Below are 21,558 nucleotides of genomic sequence, written 5' to 3'. Positions count from 1 at the left end.
AGGTCCGTCATTGCGCCTGGATCGCCCGGCCCGATGCCGGATCCATCCAGACCAGTCGTTTCGGGTCGGGCCTGAGGCCGATCCTCGTGCCGGGCTTGTGTCCGCTGCCGGCCGGGGCCGCCACGCGCAGCAGCGTCTGCCCGCTGCGGCCGGTGACGAGATCATGCGCGCCGAGCGGCTCGACCACCGCGATGTCGAAGGGCAGGCCCTCGCCGTCGGCGACCGGCGTCAGGTCCTCCGCCCTGATGCCCATCAGCAACGCGCCGGAGGCTTGCGGCGCCGGCAGGCTCGAGCCCGGCAGCTCCAGTCGCGAATTCACGATGGTGACCGGCAGGAAGTTCATCGGCGGGCTGCCGACGAAGCCGCCGACGAAGATGGTGGCCGGGCGCTCATAGACTGCGGTCGGCCGGTCGATCTGCTCGATGCGCCCGCCATGCATGACGGCGATCCGGTCGGCCAGCCCCATCGCCTCGGTCTGGTCGTGGGTGACGTAGATCGTCGTGGTCCTGGCCTCGCGCAGCACCGCCTTGAGCTCGGCGCGCATCTCCAGACGCAGCAGCGCATCGAGATTGGAGAGCGGCTCGTCCATCAGCAATACCGGCGGCTCGACGGCGAGCGCACGCGCCACGGCGACGCGCTGGCGCTGCCCGCCGGAGAGCTTCGCCGGATAGCGGTCGAGATAAGGCGTGATGTGAAGGAGCTCCGTCGCCTTGCCGACGCGGGCCTTGATGCGTGCCTCGTCGGCGCCCTGCATGCGCAGGCCGAAGGCGACGTTCTCGTAGACGTTCATATGCGGGAAGACCGCATAGTTCTGGAACACCATGGCGAGCCCGCGCCGGCGCGTCGGCACCTCGGTCAGGTCGCGCTCGCCGATGACGATGCGTCCGCTCGTCGCGCTTTCCAGCCCGGCGATGATCCGCAGCAGCGTGGTCTTGCCGCAGCCGGAGGGGCCGAGCAGCGCCACGAACTCGCCGTCGGCGACGGTGAGGTCGATCTGCTCCAGCGCTCGCGCTGTGCCGAAGGATTTGGCGATGCCGTCGATGGTGATCTCGGCCATTCAGTCCCCGTCAGCGGTTGGCGATGCCCCACATCGCGAACAGGTATTTCCTGACCGCGAAGATAAAGGCGAGCGAGGGCAGGATCAGCAGGAAGCCACCGGCGAAGCGGAAATGCAGCGGCGACTCCGCCAGCACGGTCAGGAGATAGGCGGTGAGCGTGCGGTTCTTCACCGAGAGGACCGAGGCCGCGAAGACCTCGTTCCAGGAGATGACGAAGGCGAAGATCGCCGCCGCGGCGATGCCGGGCAGAGCCAACGGCAGCACCACCTTGCGGAAGGCCTGCCAGCGGCTGCAGCCGAAGACCCAGGCCGCCTCCTCCAGTTCGCGCGGGATCGCCTGGAACAGGCTCGCGGAAACCAGCGCGGCGAAAGGCAAGGCGAGCGCCGTATGCACCAGGCCGACGCCGAAGGCCGTGTCGTAGAGCCCGACGCGAATAAAGGCGACCGTCAGCGGCAGCGCCAGGATGGCGAGCGGAAAGGCGCGGGTCAGCAGGATCAGCAGACGGTAGGTGTTCTGGCCGCGGAAGGAGAAGCGCGCCAGGGCATAGCCGGCCGGGGCGCCGAGCCCGATCGAGAGGGCCATGCAGGTGAGCGCCGCGATGATGCTGTTCACCATCGCCGGCCAGACGCCCTCGACAGCGAGGAAGGTCTGCAGGGCGGCGAGGGAGGCGTCGGCCGGCCACAGCGATTTCGGCCAGCGGAAGACGCCGGTGCGGCCGCCGAAGGCACCCAGCGCGATCAGCCAGATCGGCACCAGCACCCAGGCGCAGAGCGCGACGACGCCGGTCCAGAAGACAGTGCGCTTCAGCCCGCTCATGGCTGCTGCTCCGCCGGCACGCGCAGCGCCCGCAGGTAGATCGCCGTCGCGGCGAGCGAGATCACCACGATCAGCATCGCATAGGCGGCTGCGACGCCGGTGTTCTGGTTGGCGTTCTGCCAGGTGTAGGCTTCGCCGACGAGCACCGGGAAGTTGGTGCCGCCGATGGCGTAGACCACGGCGAAGACCTCGAAAGCGAGCACGGTGCGAAGGATCAGCGCCGTCTGGATGCTGGGCTTGAGCAGCGGCAGGGTGATGCGCCGGAAGATCGTCCAGGGCCTGGCGCCGAAGACCTCGGCAGCCTCGCGATATTCCTTCGGGATGAGCTGAAGGCCGGCGACGAGGATGACCAGTACGATCGCGGTCGCGCGCCAGATCTCGGCGAGGACGACGCCGAGGAAGAGCGTGCCGGGCGTCTCGTAGGTCAGCCAGGCGGTCGGCCCGTCGATCAGCCCGAGCCCGTAGAGCGCGCTGTTGAGATAGCCGCGATCCTGCAGGATCGCGAGCCAGACCAGGCCGGCGGCAAGATCGGAGACGCCGAGCGGGATCGTCCAGACCCAGAGCACGAGATCGCGCCCGCGGCCGATCTTCTCGATCATCACGCTCATCCCGAGGGCGAGCGCGAGCTGGATCGGCACCACGACGAGGACGAGCAGGAAGGTGTTGCACAGCGCCAGGCCGAAATTCAGGTCGGACACCATGCGCCGGTAATTGCCGAGCGAGGCGACCCCGCTTTCGCTGAAGGACAGCGCGATCGTCTGCACCAGCGGCAGCAGGAAGATCGCCGTCAGGAAGACCAGCGACGGCGCCAACAGCAGATAGGGGAGGGCTCGCGATTGGGTTCGCTTCATGGCGGTCCCGGCGGCTTGGCGGACAGAGCGGAAAAGGTGGGCGGCCAAGTAGCCGCCCAGTGGAGGAGTGGCTCAGGTCGATCAGTCGACCGGGCAGGCGGCCTCGCTCGCCTTGTCGGGCGCCCAGCACGGCGCCTTGGTCGCCTCCATCAGGCCCTTGAGCACTGCGGCCTGCGCATCGAGCACGGCGCGCGGGTTCTCGCCGCGCAGCACGATGCGCTGGAAGCTGTCGGAGAAGACCTTGTTGAACTCGCCGCCCTTGTCGCCGAGCCCGATCGGCAGCAGCGCCGGCAGCGCGTCCTTGGCGCCTTGCGTCTTGGCGACGCCTTCCGCGATCAGCTTGATGCCGGGCGAGAGATCGGCCGGCAACTCAGCCTTCACCACCGGGAAGAAGCCGACCTCGGCCGCTGTCTTCACCTGGATCTCGGGCTTGGTCAGGTGCTCGATCACCGCGACGGCTCCCGCCCGGTCGGGCGCGCCCTTCGGGATGGCGAGCCCTGCGACGACCGGCATGTAGCCGCGCCCCTTCGGACCGGCCGGCGCCGGGAAGGTCACATATTTGTCAGGCTCCTGCACCAGCGCATCCTTCAGGCGCGCGACATGGTCGAACGCGACCCAGACCTCGCCGGCCATCAGCGGCTCCTGCATGAAGTCATAGCTGGTCGAGTTCGGGTTGACGTATTGCCAGAGGCTCTTGAACTTGCCCCACATCGCCTCGGCGTCGGCCGAGCGGAACGGCGTCACCACGCCACCGGTGAAGGAGGGGTAGAGATAGCCCTGGTAGAAGCGCGGCATCAGCCCCTTCGGTCCGGCCGGGAAGCCGATCAGGCGCTTGCCGGTCTTTTCGGTCAGGGCCTTGCCCCAGGCTTCGAGCTGGTCATAGGTCAGCGCGTTCACATCGGCGCCGGCCGGCAGCGAGGCGAGCGCCTCCTTGCGCGCGACCATGATGTAAGTCGCCTGCATCCAGGGGATATAGACCTGCTTGCCCGTGCCGAGCTTGCCGAGCTCCAGCAGGCCCTGCGGGATGCCGCGATCGGCCAGCTTGGCGACGAGGTCGTCGACCGTGTCGAGATCGCCCGATGTGACGAGCGGCTGGAGCTCGCCATGAAGAGCGCCGGCGACGCTGATCGTGCGCTTGCCGGCCTTGCCCTCGGCCTTCATGCGCACATCGAATTGCGGCGGCTCCTCGACGAGGTAGGACACCTTGCCGGGCACGCCCTTCAGCAGGACCTGGCGGACCTTCTGCGCTTCCTCGACCGGTCTCAGCTGCGTCGACAGGAAATTGACGTCCTGTGCGGCTGCAAAGCTCGCCGACAGCAGGATCGCGACGGCAGTGCCGCTTGCCAGAATACTTTTCATCATCTCCTCCCTCTGCGTTTGCTTTCCGTGCGGCGCTTGCTGGCCGCTTCAGTTCAGGCTCGGATTCTCAGGCTTCTGCGCTCGAACCCCTTGGGATCTGGCGCAAATCCAATACGGCGGAGAGCTCGCGCGGATCGCGCCCGCCCATGCGGGCGAGGATCATCGCGGCGAGCCGGGCGCCGACCTCGGAAGGCGGCAACTCCATGGTGGTGAGGCCCGGCCGGGCATAAGAGGCCGCTGGAATGTTGTCGTGGCCGGTGACCGCGATGTCGGAGCCTATGGCGAGGCCGGCCTCGACCACGGCCTGCATCGCTCCGAGCGCCATCCGGTCGGTGGCACAGACGAGAGCTGTTGGCGGCTGCCTTCCGGCCAGCAGTTCGGCGGCGAGGCGATGGCCGTCCGCTTCGGTCGGCTCACCTTCGGCAAAGAGCCGCTGCGCGTCCTCCTCAAAGCCGGCTTCGATCATCGCCTGTCGCCAGCCGGCAGCGCGCAGCGTCGCGAAGGTGAGATAGGATGGTGCCGACAGATGCGCGATCCGGCGACGCCCCAGCCCGATCAGGCGCTTCGTCACATCGCGGAAGCCTGCCTCGCCATCGCCGTCGACGAAGGCGTAAGGCTGTTTCGTCTCGGTCCGGCCATGGCAGATGAAGGGTACGCCCTTCGCCTCGAGATAGGCGACGCGCTCGTCGCGCCGGCGCGTCCGGGCGAGGATGAAGGCGTCGGCCCGGCCGCTTTCGACCAGGCGTCGATAGGTCGCCATCTCTTCGAGGCCGGGGCGCGCCGCGAGCAGGATGAGATCGTGATGCTCTGCGGCGAGGCGCTCGCCGATCGCGGCGAGCAGTTCGGCGAAGACGGGTTCGTGGAAATGCCCGGGTTGCGCGGGCATCACGAAGGCGACCGTCTCACCGGTTCCCTTGCGCAGCCGGCGAGCGGCGTTGTGAGGGCGATAGTTCGCCTCGCGCGCCGCATGCCGCACGCGCTCACGCGTCGCCGGAGCGACATCCGGATAGTCGTCGAGGGCTCGCGACACGGTCGTGATCGAGAGGCCGAGACGTTGCGCGAGTGCCTTGAGAGAGCTCAAAATCGGTCTCCAAAACGTTTTGGAAACTTATAAAGCCGTCAGCGGGAGTCAAGCAGCCGCTGGAGCCTTTCCATCGAGCTCTCCAGGATCGCCCCAACAGCAACCGTGCGATTGAAACCCGCTCCTTCCGTCCCCACCTGCCTTGCCCGATGACGCTTTGCTGCAGGACCTGATGAATCAACCCACCCGCAAGCGCGCTCTGCTGCTGCGCAATCCCAAGGCGCGGCGCGGCAGTGAGTCGATCGAGCCGCTCTTGCAGCGGCTCGAAGCCGGCGGTCTTGATGTCACCATCGAGACCTTCGAGGCGTTGCCGGAGATTGCCCGCGACATCGTGCGGCTGCGGGATCGGGCCGATCTCGTCATCGTCTGCGGCGGCGACGGCTCGGTCTCGTCGGCGGCGCTGGCAGCGATGGAAAGCGGCCTGCCGATGGGCATCATCCCGATGGGCACCGCCAACGATCTTGCGCTGACACTCGGCATCCCGTCCGACCTCGTCGCTGCTGCCGAGGTGATCGCCCGTGGCGAGACGCGGCCGGTCGATGTCGGCACCGTGAATGGCCACGCCTTCTTCAATGTCGCCAGCATCGGGCTGAGCAGCGATCTGGCGCAGAGCCTCGATCCGGTGCTGAAGAAGCGCTTCGGCCGGCTCGGCTATGCGCTCGCGGCGATGAAGGTCATGACCCGGGCGGCGCGCTTCAAGGCCAGGATCACCGAGAAGGGCCAGACCACCGAGGTCGAGACCTATCAGGTCGCGATCGGCAATGGCCGGCACTATGGCGGTGGCAATGTCGTCGAGGAGAGCGCTGAGATCGATGACGGCCATCTCGATCTCTACAGCCTCGAGATCAGCAATCTCTGGAAGCTGGCGCTGATGCTGCGCTCGTTCCGGTCGGGCACGCATGGTGCCTGGCGCGAGGTGCGCACGGCGCGCTGCGTCGAGTTCGACATCGAGACCAAGCGGCCGATGCCGGTGAACACCGATGGCGAGATCGTCACCGCGACGCCCGCCCATTTCAAGGTCCACCCCAAGGCGATCTCGATCTTCACGCCGAGCGCCGGGGCGGGCGATACGGCGTCGCGGCCGCATCTCTATCACCGCTGAAGCCACTCGCCGCCGCCGCGCCGTTCGGCTCTCGGAAACCTCTCGGCGCTACGCTCCTGCGTGAGCCGTCAGGAGATGCCGCTTGGAAACCTCGCTCTACCCGCCCGTGAAGCGCTTCCTCGAGGGGCTCGGCTATGTCGTGAAGGGCGAAATCGGCCGCTGCGATCTCGTCGGCCTCCGGGAGGGCGATGCCACTGTGGTGGTGATCGGCGAGCTCAAGCTCGCCTTCAACCTGGAGCTCATTCTGCAGGGCGTCGACAGGCTGCGCCTCGGCGACGAGATCTGGCTGGCGGCGCAGCTCTCGGTCCGGGGCAAGGGCCGGGAGAGCGATCCACGCTATCGCGATCTCTGTCGGCGTCTCGGCTTCGGCCTGCTCGGCGTCTCCAGCACCGGCCGTGTCGAGGTGCTGGTCTCGCCGACGGCACCGACGCCGCGCAAGAACCCGCGGGCCCGTTCGCGACTTGTCGACGAGCATCGGCGGCGCAAGGGCGATCCGGCGGCCGGCGGCAGCACGCGCCAGCCGATCATGACCGCCTATCGCCAGCAGGCGCTCGCCTGCGCTGCGGCGATGAGCGCCGAGCCGAGGCGCCCGCGAGACCTAAGGCCATCATGCCCCGATGCCCAGAAGATCCTGCACAGCAACGTCTATGGCTGGTTCGAGCGGGCCGAGCGCGGCGTCTACGGCCTGACTGAGGCCGGCCGTAGCGCTCTGGAGCGGTGGGAGCCAACCCTTGCCCCAGCCGAGCCCGATCGCAGTGGTCTATCGGCCGCCTAGCCCGGCGAGCATCCGCGTCAGTTCCGTCGATGTCATCGGCCTGGCGAGCGGGTAGGCTTGGCCCGCCCATAGCAAGGTGAAGTCGTCGCGGCCGACCGCCTCGGCGGCGCTGCGCAGCGGCCCTAATGCCGTACCAGCGGTCGGAAAGGCAGGGGCGAGCTCGGAGATTGGGCCGAGCTCCGCCATCGCCCGGTTGACGATGCCGCGCGCCGGCCGGCCGGTGAACAGGTTGGTGATCGCGGTCGGGCGCTCGCCCATTTCGAGCGCCTTGCGGTAGATCGGCGAGATGCTCGCTTCCGGCGTGAACAAATAGGCGGTGCCGACCTGGACGGCGGCTGCACCGAGGGCGAACGCAGCCTTCACGCCGCGCCGGTCGGTGATGCCGCCGGCGGCGATCACCGGGACGGAGACGGCATCGACGACCTGCGGCACCAGCGCGAAGGTGCCGACCTGCTCAGAGATCCTGTCGTTGAGGAAAATGCCGCGATGGCCGCCGGCCTCGGCGCCCATGGCGATGACCGCGTCGACGCCGTGCTCGGCAAGCCAGCGCGCCTCGGGCACCGTGGTCGCCGAGGCGATCACCTTGGCGCCGGTGCGCTTGACCCGCTCGAAAAGTTCAGATGCCGGCAGGCCGAAATGGAAGCTGACGACCTCTGGACGATACTCCTCGACGACACCGGCAAGGGAGGCGTCGAAGGGTGTGCGTCCGCTCGGCGTCTTCGGCATGTCCGGATCGAGCCCGGCTTCGGCATAGTAGCCGGAAAGGTGCTTCAGCCAGGCCGCTTGCCGGGCCGGATCGTCGGCCGGCGGCGTATGGCAGAAGAAGTTGACGTTGATCGGCCGGCGCGTGCCGGCCCGCACCGTGTCGAGCGCGGCCCTGAGCCCCGCTTCATTGTACTGCGCGCCGGCCAGCGAGCCGAGCCCGCCGGCTTCGCTGACGGCGATCACCATCTCCGGCGTCGACGCCAGGGCCATCGGCCCCTGGATGATCGGCAATTCGATGCCGAACAGGTCAAGCAGTCGCGCTTGTGCGGTGCTGGTCAAGGTCGTTCCTCACGAGGCCGGACGGGCAGCGGCCAGTGTCGGCCGCGGCCCGTCGATTTCAAAGGCGAAGGTCAGCGCATCCGCAGTGCAGGATTGAGCGGGTCCTGGATCAAGGCCGCTGACGGCGAGACTAGCTCGCCGGGCGCCGCTTGCGGTATTCCGGGACGGGCAGGCCACCCCAGCCCCAATTGTCGAGCTCGACCTCCTCGATCACGACGAAGGTCGCATCGAGCGGCTTGTTCAGCACGTCGAGCAGGAGCTGGCTGGCGCCGGCGATGAGCCTCGCCTTCTCCTCAGGCGTGACCGAGGAGCGGCCCGGGCCGGAGCCCTCGCGGGTGACCTGGATGGTGACGATCGGCATGGAAACCTCCTGCTGGTCCGGTTGCGGGTCAGTGGCCGGCGCTCTGGCCGCCATCGACATGCAGGATCTCGCCAGTGACGAAACCGGCGCTTTCCAGGAAAAGCACGGCGTCGACGATGTCGCGGACCTCGCCCATGCGCTTGACCGGGTGCAGGTTGGCCAGGAATTCATGCGTCTGCGGCGCGTGCATCGGGGTCTTAATGATGCCGGGCGAGACCGCGTTCACGCGGATGCCCCGGGTGGCGTATTCGACCGCCAGCGCCTTGGTCGCCGAATTGATGCCGCCCTTGGTCAGGTTGGCGAGCACGGTCGGAACGCCCGCGACCGCATGGTCGGTCAGGCTCGTGGTGATGCTGACGACATGGCCGGAGCCCTGCTTCAGCATGGCGGCCACGGCCTGCTGGGTGATGTGGAAGAAGCCGGCGAGATTGGTGGCGATCTTGGTCTGGAAGTCTTCAACCGTGTAGTCGGTGAAGGGCTTGGCGATGAAGATGCCGGCATTGTTGACCAGCGTGTCGATGCGCTCGAAGCGGGCGATCGCCTCGCGTACGACCGCCTCGGCCGTCGCCGGATCGGCAATATCGCCGGGCACCGCGAGAATATCCGGGTCGCTGCCTTGCGTGATCGAGCGCGATGTCGCGACGACCCGATAATTGCGGTCGCGGAAACCCTTGACCAGCGCAGCGCCGATGCCCTGCGAGGCGCCGGTGACGATGGCGACCTTCCGTTCGTTGCTCATGATGATCCTCGTTTCTTTGGCAGCGAGCGGACGTGCCGCTGCCCGGCCCTGGGCCTGATGACGAGGAATCTGGAGTGTTTCGCATTGCGGCTGAATGCCTGCTGTACGACAGTCATTCCCTCGTGATGCGGAAGAATGGGTGGCTCAGGGGTGCATCACGCCCGACGCGGCCGAGAGCCGCGCGAAGTCGGCCCGCAGGCGCGGCACGGCGAAATTGAGGAACGCCCGGACCTTGGGGACGCTGGAGCGGCCCTGCGGCATGACCAGGTTGACGGGGCGGGCCGGGGGCTCGGCATCCCGCAGCAGGAGCTCGAGCGAACCGTCCTGCACGCGTTCGGCGACATGGTAGGTGAACAGCCGCGTCACGCCGAGCCCGCCGACCGCAGCCCCCAATGCTGCCCTGACACTGTTGACGGTGAGCCGCGGCTTGAACTGGACGGAGCGGGGCACGGAGCCGCCCTTCACGGGCGGGAAGATCCAGGCATCGCGCCCGAAATCGGTACAGGCGATGATGCTGTGCCTGGCCAGGTCCCCTGGCTCGTCGATGCGCGGGTGCTGGCTGAGATAGCGTGGCGAGGCCACGATCACCGGCCGGACCTCGCCGCCGATGCGGATGGCCGTCATCGCCGAATCCGGCAGGTCGAGGATACGCAAGGCAATGTCGATGCCTTCCTCGACCAGGTTGGCGCCACGCGAGAGCAGGACGAGATTGACCGAGACAGCCGGGAAGGCCTCGATGAAGGCATCGACGATCGGCCGCAGGATTTCCTCGCCACTGATCGGCGGCGCTGTGATGGTCAAGGTGCCGCGCGGGGCGGCTTGCTCGCCGGCGCCGACCGCGTCGAGCTCCTGCAGGTCGGCGAGGACGCGGCGGCAGGCCGCAGCATAGCGCTCGCCGGTCTCGCTCAGCCGGATCGAGCGGGTCGTCCGATGCAGCAGCGGAGTACCGGCTTGCTGTTCGAGAAAGGCGACGGCCCGGCTGACGGCAGCCGGGGAGCGGCCAAGCAGGCGTCCTGCCCCGGCGAGGCTGCCCTCGTCCAGTGCGGCGATGAACACTTTCATCGCGTCGATGCGATCCATGATGCCCCCGAGCCTTCGGCCTTAAGCTCGGTCAATCCGGCAGGCTGTCAAGCGCACACGGCGCCAGCCCAGGCGGTGCCGCGTCAGGCTGGCTTATGCGGCAGAGCGAGGCCGTAGCGCTCGTCGGCAGGCTGCTCCTCAGCCTTGCGCAGCCGGGTCTCGCTGAGCTCGTCGGCGGCTTCCAGGATCGGATAGGCGATCGAGGTGATGTGGCCGTGGATGCGTTTCAAGTCGCGCAATACGTCGAGATGGATCGATGAGGTCTCGAGCGACTGAGCGACCCCGCTGCGGAGGCGCTCGTAATGCTTCTCGGTCGCCATGCGCTCGGCAACGCGCATCGCGCTCTTCTCGTCGAAGAGCTGGCGGGCGAGAGTGATGTCGCGCGAGGCCAGCACGTTGAGCGAAAGCTGCAGGCTGTGGCTGACGCGGGCATGGAAGTCGCGAATCTCGGCGAGGCCTTCCTCGGAGAAGCGGTAGCGCTTGCGGATCTTCTTCTCCGCGAGTTCCCGCAGGTTCTTGTCGATGATGTCGCCGATATGCTCGAGATTGGTGGTCGCCGTGATGATCTCGAACAGGCGCCGGCTGTCCTCCTCGCAGAGCGGGCGGCGCGAGAGCTGGACGAGATAGAGCTTGATCGCCTCGTGGATGGTGTCGACGCCGTCATCGGCCGCGGCGATCTCGCGGGAGAGCGCGAGCTTGTCCTGCTCCAGCAGGATCAGCAGGTCCTTCAGCATGGCGCTCACGCGGTCGCCGAGATGCAGTGTCTCGCGCATCGCGCTGGCGAGGGCTTCGGGCGGGCTGTCGAGCAGGCTGGGGTCGAGATAGAGCGGGCGTGTGCGCGTCTCCGCTTCGGGCGCGGCCGGGGTCAGACGGGTGACCAGCGCGGCGATCGGACCGGTGAAGGGCAGGAAGGCGAGGGCGCCAACGATGTTCAGCGCCAGATGGATTTCGACCGCGAGACGCGCGGGATTCTGCGACAGCTGCGAGAACCACCCCGCCAGCGGCTTGGCGAAGGGGATGACGATCAGCGCAATGACGATGCGCGTCAAAAGGTTGGCGAGCGCGACCCGGCGCTGCACGACCGGCGCGCCGAGCTGGTCGATCACCGGCACCAGCGCATTGCCGAGATTGGCGCCGACGATCAGGATCAGCGCGGTCGGGGCCGGGAACAGTCCGCCCGCCCAGAAGGAAGCGATCAGCAGGACGATGGCGAGGCTCGAATGGGTCAGCCAGGTTGCCGCGACCGTGATCGCGACGGCAAGCAGGGGCTCACTGGCCAGGGCCTCGAACGCCATGCGGAAGACCGGCGACTGCGCCAGCGGCGCCGAGGCGGTCTTCAGCTCGGCGAGCGAGAGCAGGATCAGCCCGATGCCGACGATGAGGCGCCCGATATTGCGGGCCCGGTTCATCGCCTCATTGGCGAGATAGAGCGTCACGCCAACTGCGAGACACGCCCCCCAGATCCAGCCGAGCTCGAACGAGACCAGGAAGGCCGCCAGCGCCGTGCCGATATTGGCGCCGAGCAGCACGGCGAAGGCCATGGGCAGGCCGATCAGGGCCTGGCCAGCGAAGGAGGAGAGCAGCAGCGTCGTCGCCGTCGAGCTCTGCAGGATCAGCGTGACCACCGCGCCGCTCGCCATGGCCGAGACGCGATTGCCGGTGAAACGCGCGATCGCCTGCCGCAGCGACGATCCGAACGCCCGGGTCGCGCCCGTTCGCACCAGCCGGACCGCCCAGATCAGCAGCGCCACCGAGCCGGCGAGGTGGATCAGGATGGCGGTGGTGCTATCGGCGGCGTTCATCGTGGGGAGGGCGCTCCTTTAGGCGGGAATCGCAGGAATGAAGCGGCGGATTATGCCGCCAAATTTGTTAGCCGTCTTATAAAATCTGCGGCGGAAATGGTCTACGTCTCTCGCATGCGCTCTGGAACGGAAAACGGTCGTTGAACGCCCAAAAAGCGCAACAGCCGGCGGCCGTGGCGATCCACGACAACGCTGGCGAAGACCTCTTCGTATCCGGTCAGTGTGGAAGAATTGCGGTCGCGGCCTGCGCCGTGCCGACGACTATGTGGCTGGAGTAGGCTTCCGCTGGGATTTGCTCGCAAGGGGCCAGCAAGGCGCTGGTCCAGGCCGTTGCGCAAGGCTCGCTCGACGCGCAGCTCGATCTGGAGAAAAAGGCCTTCGTCGCCAATGCCGGCACGGCGGATTTCCGCGAGGGTATCAACACCTTCTTCGTACGGAGGCCGCCGGCCTTCTGAAATCGTTTGGCCGCGCTGCGCTCGCACTACTGACGCCCAAGGGCGCGACCCCGGCATAGTGCGACCAAATGGTCGCCCGGGAGACGCCGACGCATGAACACACCCTCCATCCGGATCGGCGCTCTGGCGCCACTGTCGCGGCCGGGCTGGGTCGAGGCAGGCCAGCATCTGCTCGCCGGGCTCGAACTGGCCGTGTCCGACGTCAATGCTGCCGGCGGGATCGCTGGACGGCCGCTCGAGCTGCTGGTCCGGGACACTGCCGCTGACCCGCAGAGGGCCGCAGCCGCAGTCGATGAGCTGGCCGGCCTGGGCGTCGCTGCTCTGGCTGGGGAGTACCACAGCGTCGTCGCGCGCGCCGCCGCTGCCACGGCCGACGCCCTGGGCCTGCCGTTCCTCTGCTCCTCGGCGGTTCTCGACACGCTCACCGAGCAGCCGACGGATTGGGTCGCGCGCATCGCTCCGGCGCAGTCCCGCGGCTGGCGACTCTACGCCGACTTCCTGCTCGGCGCGGGGCACCAGCGGATCGCCGTCGCCACCGTACCGAGTGTCTACTGGACCTCCGGGACACGCATCCTGCAGGACTACATCACGCCACGCGGTGGCAGCGTCATGGAGTTCGAGATGAACTCGCTCACGCCTGCCGCGCTCTGTGACGAACTCGCCGGCAAGGGCGCCACGGCCCTGCTGCTCCTGGTCGGTCACCCGGAGCCGGCGGTGTCGATCGTCAAGGCCGTTCGCAGCGACCAGCGCCTAGCAGGACTCACGATCGGCGCGCCGGCCGGGCCTCCGGAGCTGCCCGAATGGTTGGCACTACTGGGCGAGGACGGGGCAGCGATCCCGTTCCTGCGCTATCTGCCCGAGCAGCTTCCTCCGCTCGGTATGCGGGTCGGGGCGGCCCTGCGCCAGCATCTGGCACAGGCGCCGTCCTTCGTCGCCTTCGAGGGCTACGACACGATCGCCGTCCTCGCCGAGACGTTGCGATCTCACGGCACCGATCGGGCGCGCATTGCCGAAGCCTGGCCCAGCGTTGCAGTCGAAGGCACGCGCGGGCCGATCCGGTTCTCGCGTGAGCCGGGCATCAGCGTCTGGCAATGGGCCTGGCCGCCGATCCAGATCGTCGATCGCGATCCGGCGGCGCCCGATCGCTTTCGGGTCCTGCACGCCGGCTGAAGGCGGATGGAGATGCCGGCCGCGACCCTGACTGGTGCGGCCGGCCTGATAATCCTCAGCCGGTCTTGGCCTGGTTGAAGTCCGAGATGCCGCCATGCGCGGCCGACCATTTGGCCGGCTCGTTGAGGAAGCTCTCGACCTCGTCCAGCACCTTCGGCTCGAAATGGCCGCTCGCCTTGGCGACCTTGAGCACGTCCCACCAGGTGGTGAGATAGTGCAGGCCGACGCCGATCTCCTGCATCATCGCGCGCCCCTGCGGGAAGATGTCGTAGTAGAACAGCACAAAGCAGTGATCGACCTTGGCGCCGGCATCGCGCAGCGCCTTGCAGAAATTGACCTTGCTGCCGCCATCGGTGGCTAGGTCCTCGACCAGCAGCGTGCGTGCGCCCTCGACCACCTCGCCTTCGATCTGCGCGTTGCGGCCAAAGCCCTTGGGCTTCTTGCGGACATACTGCATCGGCAGCGAGAGCCGGTCGGAAATCCAGGCAGCGAAGGGGATGCCGGCCGTCTCGCCGCCGGCGACGATGTCGATCGATTCATAGCCGATGTCGCGCACGATGGTGGTCGCCGCGAAATCGATCAGCGAGGAGCGCAAACGTGGGAAGGAGATGATCTTCCGGCAGTCGATATAGACCGGGCTCGCCCAGCCCGAGGTGAAGATGAAGGGCTTGTCGCTGTAGAAGTGGACCGCCTTGATCTCCAGCAGCATCTTGGCCGCTTCGAGCGCGATGGTGTCCCGGTCGACCGGCATGTAGAGATTGGGCATGGTCTGGTTCTCCAGGGCCAGCGCGCGCCATCCTTCGCCGTTTGCAGGCGTTGGCGCGGCTCTGATCAAATTCGCAAACGGCCCCTTCTCGACAGGTTGCCGATGAAGGTCAATCCCCGCTGCGCACTGTCCCCGACATGATTGCACAGGGGTGCTCGCGCAGCCCGGGCAGGGCGGTTATGGAAGAGCCGGCTCGCCTTCGGATTCGCTAGGTGGGCAGGCAGCACAGGGGCAGGGCATGAGCGTCACGGAACTCTTCGGCAGCACTGAAGCCAAGGCCGCCGGCACCTTCGAGACGCTGACGATCCGCCGTCCGGACGATTGGCACGTGCATCTGCGCGACGGAGCGATGCTGAAGGCGGTGCTGCCCTTCACCGCCGCCCAGTTCAAGCGCGGCATCATCATGCCGAACCTGGTGCCGCCGGTGACATCAGTCGATGCGGCCTCCGCCTATCGCGAGCGCATCCTCGCGGCGCGACCAGAGGGCAGCGACTTCATCCCGCTGATGACCTGCTATCTCACCGATACGACAGATCCGGGCGAGATCGAACGCGGCTTCCGCGAGCGCGTCTGGGCCGCCGCCAAGCTTTATCCGGCCGGCGCCACCACCAACGCCCATCACGGCGTCACCAGCATCTTGAAGCTCGCCCCGGTGCTGGAGCGGATGGAAAAGATCGGCATGCCGGTCCTCGTCCATGGCGAGGCGACCGATCCCGCCGTCGACATCTTCGATCGCGAGGCGGTGTTCATGGAAACCGAGATGCTGCCGCTCCTGAAGCGGCACCAGGGCCTGAAAGTGGTGGTCGAGCACGTTACCACCGCCGAGACGGTCGAGTTGGTGCGCGCCCATGCCGGCCGCGCGGCGGGCACGATCACGCCGCACCATCTGATCATCAACCGGACCTCGATCTTCCAGGGTGGATTGCGGCCGCATCTGTATTGCCTGCCGGTTGCCAAGCGCGAGCGCCATCGTCTCGCTCTGCGCAAGGCCGCGACCGCCGGCGACGGCAACTTCTTCATCGGCACCGACACCGCCCCGCATCTGCGCGGCGCCAAGCAGGCCGAATGCTGCTCGGCTGGCGTCTTCGGTGGCGCCACCGCCTTGCAGACCTATGTCCAGGTCTTCGACGAGGAGGGCGCCCTCCCGCATTTCGAGGCGTTCGCCTCGGAGAACGGCGCGCGCTTCTACGGCCTGCCGCTCAACGAAGGCACGATCACGCTGGAGAAGCAGCCCTGCCGGGTCTCGCCTGCCATCGCGGTCGGCGAGGAGGACGTCGTCGTCTTCCGCGGCGGCGAGGAACTGCCCTGGTCGCTCAGCGAGGTGAGGACGTAAGGGCGCGTCATGCTCGGGCTTGACCCGAGCATCTCGGGACGAGAAGGCGCCCCTCCTTCATGAGATTCTCGGGTCGCCGCTATGCGGCACCCGAGAATGACGACTTGCCTCAATCGGTAAACACCACCGTCTTCTTGCCGTTGAGCACGATCCGGTCTTCGAGGTGGTGCGACACGGCCCGGGCCAGCACGCGCCGCTCGATGTCGCGGCCCTTGCGGACGAGGTCGTCGGGCGTGTCGCGATGGCTGATGCGCTCGACGTCCTGCTCGATGATTGGCCCCTCGTCGAGATCCGGGGTGACATAGTGCGCGGTCGCGCCGATCAGCTTCACCCCGCGCTCATGCGCCTGGTGATAGGGCTTGGCGCCCTTGAAGCCGGGCAGGAACGAGTGGTGGATGTTGATGCAGCGTCCGGCGAGCTTGGCCGAGAGCCCGTCCGACAGGATCTGCATGTAGCGGGCGAGCACGACGAGGGCGGTCTTCGTCTCTTGCACCAGCCGCCAGATCTCGGCCTCCTGCTCCATCTTGGTCTGGCGCGTCACCGGCAGATGGTGGAAGGGCAGGTCGCCGATGTCGGTCGAGGCGATGGCGGCACGCTCATGGTTGGAGACGATTCCCGCGATCTCCATCGGCAGTTCGCCGATGCGCCAGCGATAGATCAGGTCGACCAGGCAATGGTCGAACTTCGAGACCAGCAGCAGCACGCGCTTCTTCCTGGCCCGCTCGCTGAGGTTGATCGTCATGGCAAAGCGCTGGGCGAGCGCCTCGATGCCGGCGGCGATGGCCTCCTGCGGCTGTGCGCCGTCGAGGCGGGCGAAGACGACGCGCATGAAGAAGCGGCCGGTTTCGATGTCGTCATATTGCTGGGCGTCGAGGATGTTGCAGCCGGCCTCGAACAGCAGGGTCGAGACGGCGGCGACGATCCCCGGGCGGTCGGGGCAGGAGAGGGTGAGCACGCTGGTACGGTCGAGCATGGCATGACGCCGCCGGCGAGGGCGGCCCTTCGATCAGGAATGAGTTTTGGGGCGAAGAGGGAGGCGCGCGACGCGCTGCCGTCAACCTCGGCCGGTCAGGCGCGCGCAGCCGCCCGCGGCCGCAAGGGCGGCGGGGAGCGATCCGTGAAGGCAGCGCGCGATCATGGTCCGTGAAGGGCCCATTGTGGCGGGGCTTGTCAAGCTCTGCGGGTTCAATGCCCCGCTGCGGCCGGCTCGATCAGCTTGGCGAGGTTGAGCAACTGCCGGTCGCGCCCGGCGACGGCGCTCAGCATCAGCCCGCCCGACAGCTTGTCGCCGAGCGGCATCGGCAGCGAGATCGAGCACAGGTCAAACAGGTTGCCGAAGGCGGGGTTGCGTAGGATCAGGCGGTTGGCCGTGTGGAAGGCCTCGTCATCGGCCTCCATCGCGGCGATCGTCGGCGCCTCGATCGGCACGGTCGGCGCGAGGAAACCGTCGAGCCCGTCGAGCAGGGCGGCGAGCCTGGCGATCAGTGCCCGGCGCCTCTCCATCGCGATGATGTAGTCGGCTGCCTTGCAGGGCACGCCGATGGCGATGCGCGCCGCGACGCGCCGGTCATAGGCGTCGCCCTTGCTGGCCATCAGGTCGCGGTGCACCGCGGACGCCTCGACGGTGACGAGCGGCACGGGTGCGATCGCCAGCATCTCCTTGTAGAGCGCGTCGAAATCGACCGGCTCGACCGCGATGCCGAGCCGCGTCACGCGCTCGATCGCCGCCTCATAAACCCTTGCGACGGAAGGCTCGGCCTCGGCCAGGAAGCCGCCGCGCGCCACGCCGAGCCGGATGCGGCCGGCGGAGATGCCGTCTTCGAGCGCGAAGGGCCGGTCGGCCAGCACCGACAGCAGGCGCGCGCAGCCGGCGACGTCCTTCGCCAGCGGGCCGATCGAATCGAGGCTCGGCGCCAGCGGGAAGCAGCCCTCATCGGGAACCGTCTTGTGCGTCGGCTTCATCCCGGTGATGCCGTTGAAGGCGGCGGGGATGCGGCAGGAGCCGCCGGTATCGGTGCCGACCGTCAGCTCCGACGAGTCTTCCGCAACGGAGACCGCCGCGCCGGAAGAGGAACCGCCGGGGATTCGCGCCTTGTCGGGCGCGCTGCCCGGCGTGCCGAAGGTGGCGTTGAGGCCGATGCCGGAGAAGGCGAACTCGGTCATGTTGGTCTTGCCGATGATCACCGCGCCGGCCCGGCGCAGCCGCGCCACCGAAGGCGCGTCCTGTGCTGCCGGAGCCGCGCCTTTCAGCGCGCTGGAGCCGGCCCAGGTCGTGACGCCCTTCACGTCGAGCAGGTCCTTGACCGAGACGATGGTGCCGTCGATCGGGCTGAGCTCGAGGCCGGCCTCACGCCGGCGATCGGCGGCGTCGGCCTCGGCGCGCGCCGTGTCGAGCAAGAGCTTGGTGAACACCGGGGTGCCGTCACCGATGCGGGCGAGATTGGCTTCGAGCTTGTCACGGACGCTGCGGGACATCGGGCGGACCTGGCTGGTGGACGGGCACACGGCGAAAGCCGGCCGATCTGGTTAGCGCATTCCGGAGCCGAAGAAACCCCGCGCCCGGCTCATGCCGCAACGTCGTGAGCGATGGGCAGGTCCGGCTTGCGCTGGAGCAGGTCGTTCGCGGCAAAGATCTCCGCCAGCCAGTCGACGAAGACCCGCACCTTGTTCGAGAGGTGCCGGTTCGGCGGGTAGATGATGTGCAGCGGCTTCGGGGCAGTGCACCAGTCGGTCAACACCGGCACGAGCCGCCCGGAGGCGATGTGCGCCATGGCCATGAAGGTCGGCACCTGCATGACGCCCATCCCCGCGAGCCCGGCGGCGAGATAGCCGGTGCCCTCGTTCAGCGAGATGACATAATTGCCGTGGATCTCGATGGTCTCGCTGGTGCCGGCGAAGGTGAAGGGCAGGATGCGGCTGGTGCCGGCCCGGCGATAGCCGACGGCGAGGTGGCCATTCTCCAGATCGCGTGGATGCCGCGGCGTCCCGTGCCTGGCCAGATAGTCCGGCGTAGCGCAGGTGATCAGCATCATCTGGCCGATGCGGCGGGCGATCAGGCTCTGATCGTCGATCGCACCCGCCCGCACGGCAAGGTCGAGATTCTCGCCGACCAGGTCGGCCGGCCGGTCGGACAGGCCCATGTCGACCTGGATCTCGGGATAGCGCGCCAGGAATTGCGGCAGCGCCGGCAGGATGATGTCGGTCGCGAGCGGCACGCTGACATCGATCCTGAGGCGCCCGCTCGGCCGGGCCTGCGACGAGGTCATGCTCTGGTCGAGCTCGTCGATCTCGCCGAGGACGCGCAGAGCCCGCTCGTAATAGGCCGCGCCGTCCATGGTCACGGTGACGCGCCGCGTCGTGCGGTTGAGCAACTGCGCCCGCAAATGCCCTTCGAGCTGCTGGATCAGCTTGGTCACGGTCGGCTTGGGCAGGTCGAGCAGCTGCGCCGCACGGGTGAAGGTGCCGACTTCGACGACGCGCACGAAGGCGCGCATGGCAGTGAGCTGGTCCATCGCAATCCTCGGGTGATCCGGCGATTGTTTCCGTATGGAAATAATGTAGGAGCAGATCGGCGGTTTATTAAGGGAACAGCATCACCTAAATCATGATGCACCGCAACATTCGTCAGTCGCCCCCGTCATGCTCGCTCCCTCCATCCCCGAAAGCCGCTATCGCCGCGCCGTCTTCTGGCGCGAGCAGAGCGTGCAGGCCGGGCGCGAGAAGCTCGCCGGCCGGCTCTATGCGCCGGCGGCTGTGCCGGACGAGGCTGGCCTCGTCGTCCATCTGCACGGAGGCACCTTCGACAGCGGCACTCTTGCTTCTGGCGAAGCTGTCGCGACCACCCTGGCCGAGGCGGGCGCGATCGTGATCTCGCTGCCTTATCCGCTCGCCCCGGCCAATCCGTTTCCGCAGGCGCTCGAGGCGTCCTATGCGGCGCTTGAGAAGATCGCCCGCGACAAGGCCCGCTGGGTCGGCAAGCACGCGCCGCTCTATGTGGCGGGCGAGGAGGCCGGTGGCAATCTCGCAGCGGCGCTGGCCATGATGGCGCGTGACCGGCACGGACCGGCGCTCGCCGGCCAGATCCTGTTCTCGCCGATGCTTGATTCCTGCCTCGGCACCTACTCTTTCCGCAACGCCGCGGCGGGGCCGGTCGGCTGCCGCTGGGCCGATGGCTGGCACGCCTATCTGGGCTCTCCGGAGAAGGCCGCACACCCTTACGCCACGCCGGTCAATGCCGCGCGGCTCTCCGGCCTTGCCCCAGCCCTGATCGTCACAGCCGAGGACGACCTGCTGCGCGACGAGAGCATCAATTATGCCGGCCGGCTCAAGGCGGCCGGCGTCGACACCACCATCCGCGTCGTCGGTGCACCGAGCCGCTGGCCGGACGCCTTCGCCGAAGGCCCGTGCGACGGCTCCTGCCTCTGTGCGGCCTGTCATCACATCAGCGAGTTCTTCACCGCGACCGCGCCGCCCTAGCGCGCTGCTGCCGCCCCGCCTTTCGATTTTTCTCTTTTGAGCAAGGAATGAACCCATGATTCAGGGAACGATCCGTCACGTCCTGTTGGGCGTCACTCTCGCCGCCGGTGTCTCGCTCGCGGCCCTCGCCGTCGCCGTCAACGGCTCCGACAAGGCGCAGGGCGACACTGCCCCCGCCGCACCGCCGGCCACTCCGGTATCCGTCGCGCTGGTCGAGCAGCGCGCGCTGGTCGCCTGGGCCGAATTCTCCGGCCGGCTCGAGGCGATCGAGCGCGTCGAGATCCGCTCGCGGGTCTCCGGCGTGGTCGAGCAGGTGCACTTCTCGCAGGGCGCGTTGGTCAAGCAGGGAGACCTGCTCGTCAGCATCGACCAGGCGCCCTATCAGGCCGAGTTCGAGCGGGCCCAGGCGCAGTTGCTCGCCGCCGAGGCGCGCGTTGCGCTCGCCGCGGGCGAGCATGAGCGCGGCCAGAAGCTGATGTCGACGCAGAACGTCTCGCAGCGCGACCTCGACACCAGGCTGAATGCCCTGCGCGAGGCGCAGGCAAACGAGCGTGCGATCCGCGCCGCCCTGCAGTCGGCGAGGCTGAACCTGGACTACACCCAGATTCGTGCCCCAATCGGCGGCCGTATCGGGCGGCTCGAGGTCACGGTCGGCAACCTGGTCGCCGCCGGAGCCAATGCGCCGCTGCTGACGACGCTGGTCTCGGTCGATCCGGTCTATGCCGGCTTCAACGCTGACGAAGGCTCGTTGCTCAAGGCGCTGGCGACCCTGCCGGTGGAGCCTGGCAAGCCGCGCGACCTCAAGCGCATCCCGGTGCAGATGACCACCGCGGCGAACGAGGCGGCCCCGGTCTCCGGCCATCTCAACTTCGTCGACAACGGCATCGACGCCGCGACCGGCACGGTCCGCGTCCGGGCGATCTTCGACAACCCTGACGGCGCGCTGATGCCGGGCCAGTTCGTGCGCCTGCGCATGGGCCAGGCGAAGTCCGAGCCGGCGCTGGTCATCAACGAGCGCGCCGTCGGCACCGACCAGAACAAGAAGTTCGTCTTCGTCGTCGGCAAGGACCACAAGGCGGTCTGGCGCGAGGTCACGCTCGGCACGGCTGCCGAGGGCCTGCGCATTGTCACCAGTGGGCTGGAAGCCGGTGAGCAGATCGTCGTCAACGGCCTGCAGCGCATCCGCCCGGGCGCCACCGTCGCCCCCGAGCAGGTGCCGATGGCCGAGCGCTCCGAATTGAAGAAGTCCACGACCGAGCTCGCGCAGCGCTGAGCGCGCGAGCCTTTCCC

At 67.9% G+C, this 21,558-nt stretch carries 20 protein-coding genes; 6 read left to right on the top strand and 14 right to left on the bottom strand.

Annotated features, from left to right (window positions below; translation table 11 throughout):
* Positions 1-7: 7 nt before the first annotated feature.
* From BLM15_RS10835 to BLM15_RS10815, 5 genes are all read right to left on the bottom strand, one after another.
* Positions 8-1,057: an ABC transporter ATP-binding protein gene (locus BLM15_RS10835; RefSeq protein WP_126112758.1), complete on the bottom strand. Its 1,050-nt coding sequence runs from the start codon at positions 1,055-1,057 to the stop codon at positions 8-10.
* Positions 1,058-1,067: 10 nt separating this feature from the next.
* Positions 1,068-1,874 carry a carbohydrate ABC transporter permease gene (locus BLM15_RS10830; protein ID WP_126112757.1) on the bottom strand — a complete coding sequence of 269 codons (807 nt, stop codon included), beginning with the start codon at positions 1,872-1,874 and terminating at the stop codon, positions 1,068-1,070.
* Positions 1,871-2,725, bottom strand: a complete 855-nt coding sequence (locus tag BLM15_RS10825; RefSeq protein WP_126112756.1) for a carbohydrate ABC transporter permease — start codon at positions 2,723-2,725, stop codon at positions 1,871-1,873. Before BLM15_RS10825 ends, BLM15_RS10830 begins: the two co-directional genes overlap by 4 nt.
* Before the next feature lie 81 nt (positions 2,726-2,806).
* Positions 2,807-4,084, bottom strand: coding sequence for an ABC transporter substrate-binding protein (locus BLM15_RS10820; RefSeq protein WP_126112755.1), 1,278 nt, complete (start codon positions 4,082-4,084; stop codon positions 2,807-2,809).
* A 67-nt stretch (positions 4,085-4,151) separates the two neighbouring features.
* On the bottom strand, positions 4,152-5,165 hold the full coding sequence (locus BLM15_RS10815; RefSeq protein ID WP_126112754.1) for a substrate-binding domain-containing protein: 1,014 nt from the start codon (positions 5,163-5,165) through the stop codon (positions 4,152-4,154).
* A gap of 172 nt (positions 5,166-5,337) precedes the next feature.
* Between BLM15_RS10815 and BLM15_RS10810 the strand changes: the two genes are divergently transcribed.
* Entirely contained in the window at positions 5,338-6,267 is a 930-nt protein-coding gene (locus tag BLM15_RS10810; RefSeq protein ID WP_126112753.1) for a lipid kinase, read from the top strand.
* 82 nt (positions 6,268-6,349) lie between these two features.
* Positions 6,350-7,042, top strand: coding sequence for a DUF2161 domain-containing phosphodiesterase (locus BLM15_RS10805; RefSeq protein WP_126112752.1), 693 nt, complete (start codon positions 6,350-6,352; stop codon positions 7,040-7,042).
* Here the strand turns inward: BLM15_RS10805 and BLM15_RS10800 are convergent.
* The 5 genes from BLM15_RS10800 to BLM15_RS10780 all read right to left on the bottom strand — a co-directional run bounded on the left by BLM15_RS10800 (position 7,028) and on the right by BLM15_RS10780 (position 12,068).
* Positions 7,028-8,086: an NAD(P)H-dependent flavin oxidoreductase gene (locus BLM15_RS10800; RefSeq protein ID WP_126112751.1), complete on the bottom strand. Its 1,059-nt coding sequence runs from the start codon at positions 8,084-8,086 to the stop codon at positions 7,028-7,030. The genes BLM15_RS10805 and BLM15_RS10800 overlap by 15 nt on opposite strands.
* A 130-nt stretch (positions 8,087-8,216) precedes the next feature.
* A complete protein-coding gene (locus BLM15_RS10795; protein ID WP_126112750.1) occupies positions 8,217-8,447 on the bottom strand; it encodes a tautomerase family protein in 231 nt (76 codons plus the stop codon).
* A gap of 28 nt (positions 8,448-8,475) precedes the next feature.
* The gene (locus tag BLM15_RS10790; RefSeq protein WP_126112749.1) at positions 8,476-9,186 is read right to left on the bottom strand and encodes an SDR family NAD(P)-dependent oxidoreductase; all 711 of its coding nucleotides are present in this window, start codon (positions 9,184-9,186) and stop codon (positions 8,476-8,478) included.
* Positions 9,187-9,330: 144 nt separating this feature from the next.
* Positions 9,331-10,266 carry a LysR family transcriptional regulator gene (locus BLM15_RS10785; protein ID WP_126112748.1) on the bottom strand — a complete coding sequence of 312 codons (936 nt, stop codon included), beginning with the start codon at positions 10,264-10,266 and terminating at the stop codon, positions 9,331-9,333.
* 83 nt (positions 10,267-10,349) lie between these two features.
* The gene (locus BLM15_RS10780) at positions 10,350-12,068 is read right to left on the bottom strand and encodes a Na/Pi cotransporter family protein (RefSeq protein WP_126112747.1); all 1,719 of its coding nucleotides are present in this window, start codon (positions 12,066-12,068) and stop codon (positions 10,350-10,352) included.
* A gap of 548 nt (positions 12,069-12,616) precedes the next feature.
* On the opposite strand from BLM15_RS10780, the gene BLM15_RS10775 reads away from it, so the two are divergent.
* Positions 12,617-13,693: an ABC transporter substrate-binding protein gene (locus tag BLM15_RS10775; RefSeq protein ID WP_126112746.1), complete on the top strand. Its 1,077-nt coding sequence runs from the start codon at positions 12,617-12,619 to the stop codon at positions 13,691-13,693.
* 55 nt (positions 13,694-13,748) lie between these two features.
* Here the strand turns inward: BLM15_RS10775 and BLM15_RS10770 are convergent, their stop codons facing one another.
* A complete protein-coding gene (locus BLM15_RS10770; protein ID WP_126112745.1) occupies positions 13,749-14,459 on the bottom strand; it encodes an orotate phosphoribosyltransferase in 711 nt (236 codons plus the stop codon).
* A gap of 238 nt (positions 14,460-14,697) precedes the next feature.
* Here BLM15_RS10770 and pyrC point away from each other — a divergent pair, with 238 nt between their 5' ends.
* A complete protein-coding gene (pyrC, locus tag BLM15_RS10765) occupies positions 14,698-15,792 on the top strand; it encodes a dihydroorotase (protein WP_126112744.1) in 1,095 nt (364 codons plus the stop codon).
* Positions 15,793-15,901: 109 nt separating this feature from the next.
* Here pyrC and purU read toward each other — a convergent pair whose 3' ends face one another.
* The 3 genes from purU to BLM15_RS10750 form a co-directional block, all read right to left on the bottom strand.
* Positions 15,902-16,765 (bottom strand): formyltetrahydrofolate deformylase, encoded by an 864-nt coding sequence (gene purU, locus BLM15_RS10760; RefSeq protein ID WP_126112743.1) that lies wholly within the window; start codon positions 16,763-16,765, stop codon positions 15,902-15,904.
* Between the two features lie 212 nt (positions 16,766-16,977).
* Positions 16,978-18,267, bottom strand: a complete 1,290-nt coding sequence (locus tag BLM15_RS10755) for an amidase (protein WP_126112742.1) — start codon at positions 18,265-18,267, stop codon at positions 16,978-16,980.
* An 89-nt stretch (positions 18,268-18,356) separates the two neighbouring features.
* Positions 18,357-19,304 (bottom strand): LysR family transcriptional regulator, encoded by a 948-nt coding sequence (locus BLM15_RS10750; RefSeq protein WP_126112741.1) that lies wholly within the window; start codon positions 19,302-19,304, stop codon positions 18,357-18,359.
* A 127-nt stretch (positions 19,305-19,431) separates the two neighbouring features.
* On the opposite strand from BLM15_RS10750, the gene BLM15_RS10745 reads away from it, so the two are divergent.
* Together BLM15_RS10745 and BLM15_RS10740 are read left to right on the top strand one after the other, a co-directional pair.
* A complete protein-coding gene (locus BLM15_RS10745) occupies positions 19,432-20,268 on the top strand; it encodes an alpha/beta hydrolase fold domain-containing protein (RefSeq protein ID WP_126112740.1) in 837 nt (278 codons plus the stop codon).
* Positions 20,269-20,323: 55 nt separating this feature from the next.
* Positions 20,324-21,541 (top strand): efflux RND transporter periplasmic adaptor subunit, encoded by a 1,218-nt coding sequence (locus tag BLM15_RS10740; RefSeq protein WP_126112739.1) that lies wholly within the window; start codon positions 20,324-20,326, stop codon positions 21,539-21,541.
* Positions 21,542-21,558: the final 17 nt, after the last annotated feature.

The sequence above is a fragment of the Bosea sp. Tri-49 genome, assembly GCF_003952665.1.
Lineage (GTDB): Bacteria > Pseudomonadota > Alphaproteobacteria > Rhizobiales > Beijerinckiaceae > Allobosea.
Note: the sequence above shows the minus strand (reverse complement) of the source record. Positions and strands in the feature narration are given on the sequence as shown.

Bases quoted from the DNA above. Each gene is read 5' to 3' on its own strand.
- BLM15_RS10790 (WP_126112749.1), bottom strand. From the start codon at position 9,186: ATGAGCAACGAACGGAAGGTCGCCATCGTCACCGGCGCCTCGCAGGGC.
- BLM15_RS10750 (WP_126112741.1), bottom strand. From the start codon at position 19,304: ATGGACCAGCTCACTGCCATGCGCGCCTTCGTGCGCGTCGTCGAAGTC.
- BLM15_RS10745 (WP_126112740.1), top strand. From the start codon at position 19,432: ATGCTCGCTCCCTCCATCCCCGAAAGCCGCTATCGCCGCGCCGTCTTC.
- BLM15_RS10830 (WP_126112757.1), bottom strand. From the start codon at position 1,874: ATGAGCGGGCTGAAGCGCACTGTCTTCTGGACCGGCGTCGTCGCGCTC.
- BLM15_RS10775 (WP_126112746.1), top strand. From the start codon at position 12,617: ATGAACACACCCTCCATCCGGATCGGCGCTCTGGCGCCACTGTCGCGG.
- BLM15_RS10780 (WP_126112747.1), bottom strand. From the start codon at position 12,068: ATGAACGCCGCCGATAGCACCACCGCCATCCTGATCCACCTCGCCGGC.
- pyrC (WP_126112744.1), top strand. From the start codon at position 14,698: ATGAGCGTCACGGAACTCTTCGGCAGCACTGAAGCCAAGGCCGCCGGC.
- BLM15_RS10835 (WP_126112758.1), bottom strand. From the start codon at position 1,057: ATGGCCGAGATCACCATCGACGGCATCGCCAAATCCTTCGGCACAGCG.
- BLM15_RS10810 (WP_126112753.1), top strand. From the start codon at position 5,338: ATGAATCAACCCACCCGCAAGCGCGCTCTGCTGCTGCGCAATCCCAAG.
- BLM15_RS10770 (WP_126112745.1), bottom strand. From the start codon at position 14,459: ATGCCCAATCTCTACATGCCGGTCGACCGGGACACCATCGCGCTCGAA.
- BLM15_RS10825 (WP_126112756.1), bottom strand. From the start codon at position 2,725: ATGAAGCGAACCCAATCGCGAGCCCTCCCCTATCTGCTGTTGGCGCCG.
- BLM15_RS10755 (WP_126112742.1), bottom strand. From the start codon at position 18,267: ATGTCCCGCAGCGTCCGTGACAAGCTCGAAGCCAATCTCGCCCGCATC.
- purU (WP_126112743.1), bottom strand. From the start codon at position 16,765: ATGCTCGACCGTACCAGCGTGCTCACCCTCTCCTGCCCCGACCGCCCG.
- BLM15_RS10740 (WP_126112739.1), top strand. From the start codon at position 20,324: ATGATTCAGGGAACGATCCGTCACGTCCTGTTGGGCGTCACTCTCGCC.
- BLM15_RS10820 (WP_126112755.1), bottom strand. From the start codon at position 4,084: ATGAAAAGTATTCTGGCAAGCGGCACTGCCGTCGCGATCCTGCTGTCG.
- BLM15_RS10795 (WP_126112750.1), bottom strand. From the start codon at position 8,447: ATGCCGATCGTCACCATCCAGGTCACCCGCGAGGGCTCCGGCCCGGGC.
- BLM15_RS10785 (WP_126112748.1), bottom strand. From the start codon at position 10,266: ATGGATCGCATCGACGCGATGAAAGTGTTCATCGCCGCACTGGACGAG.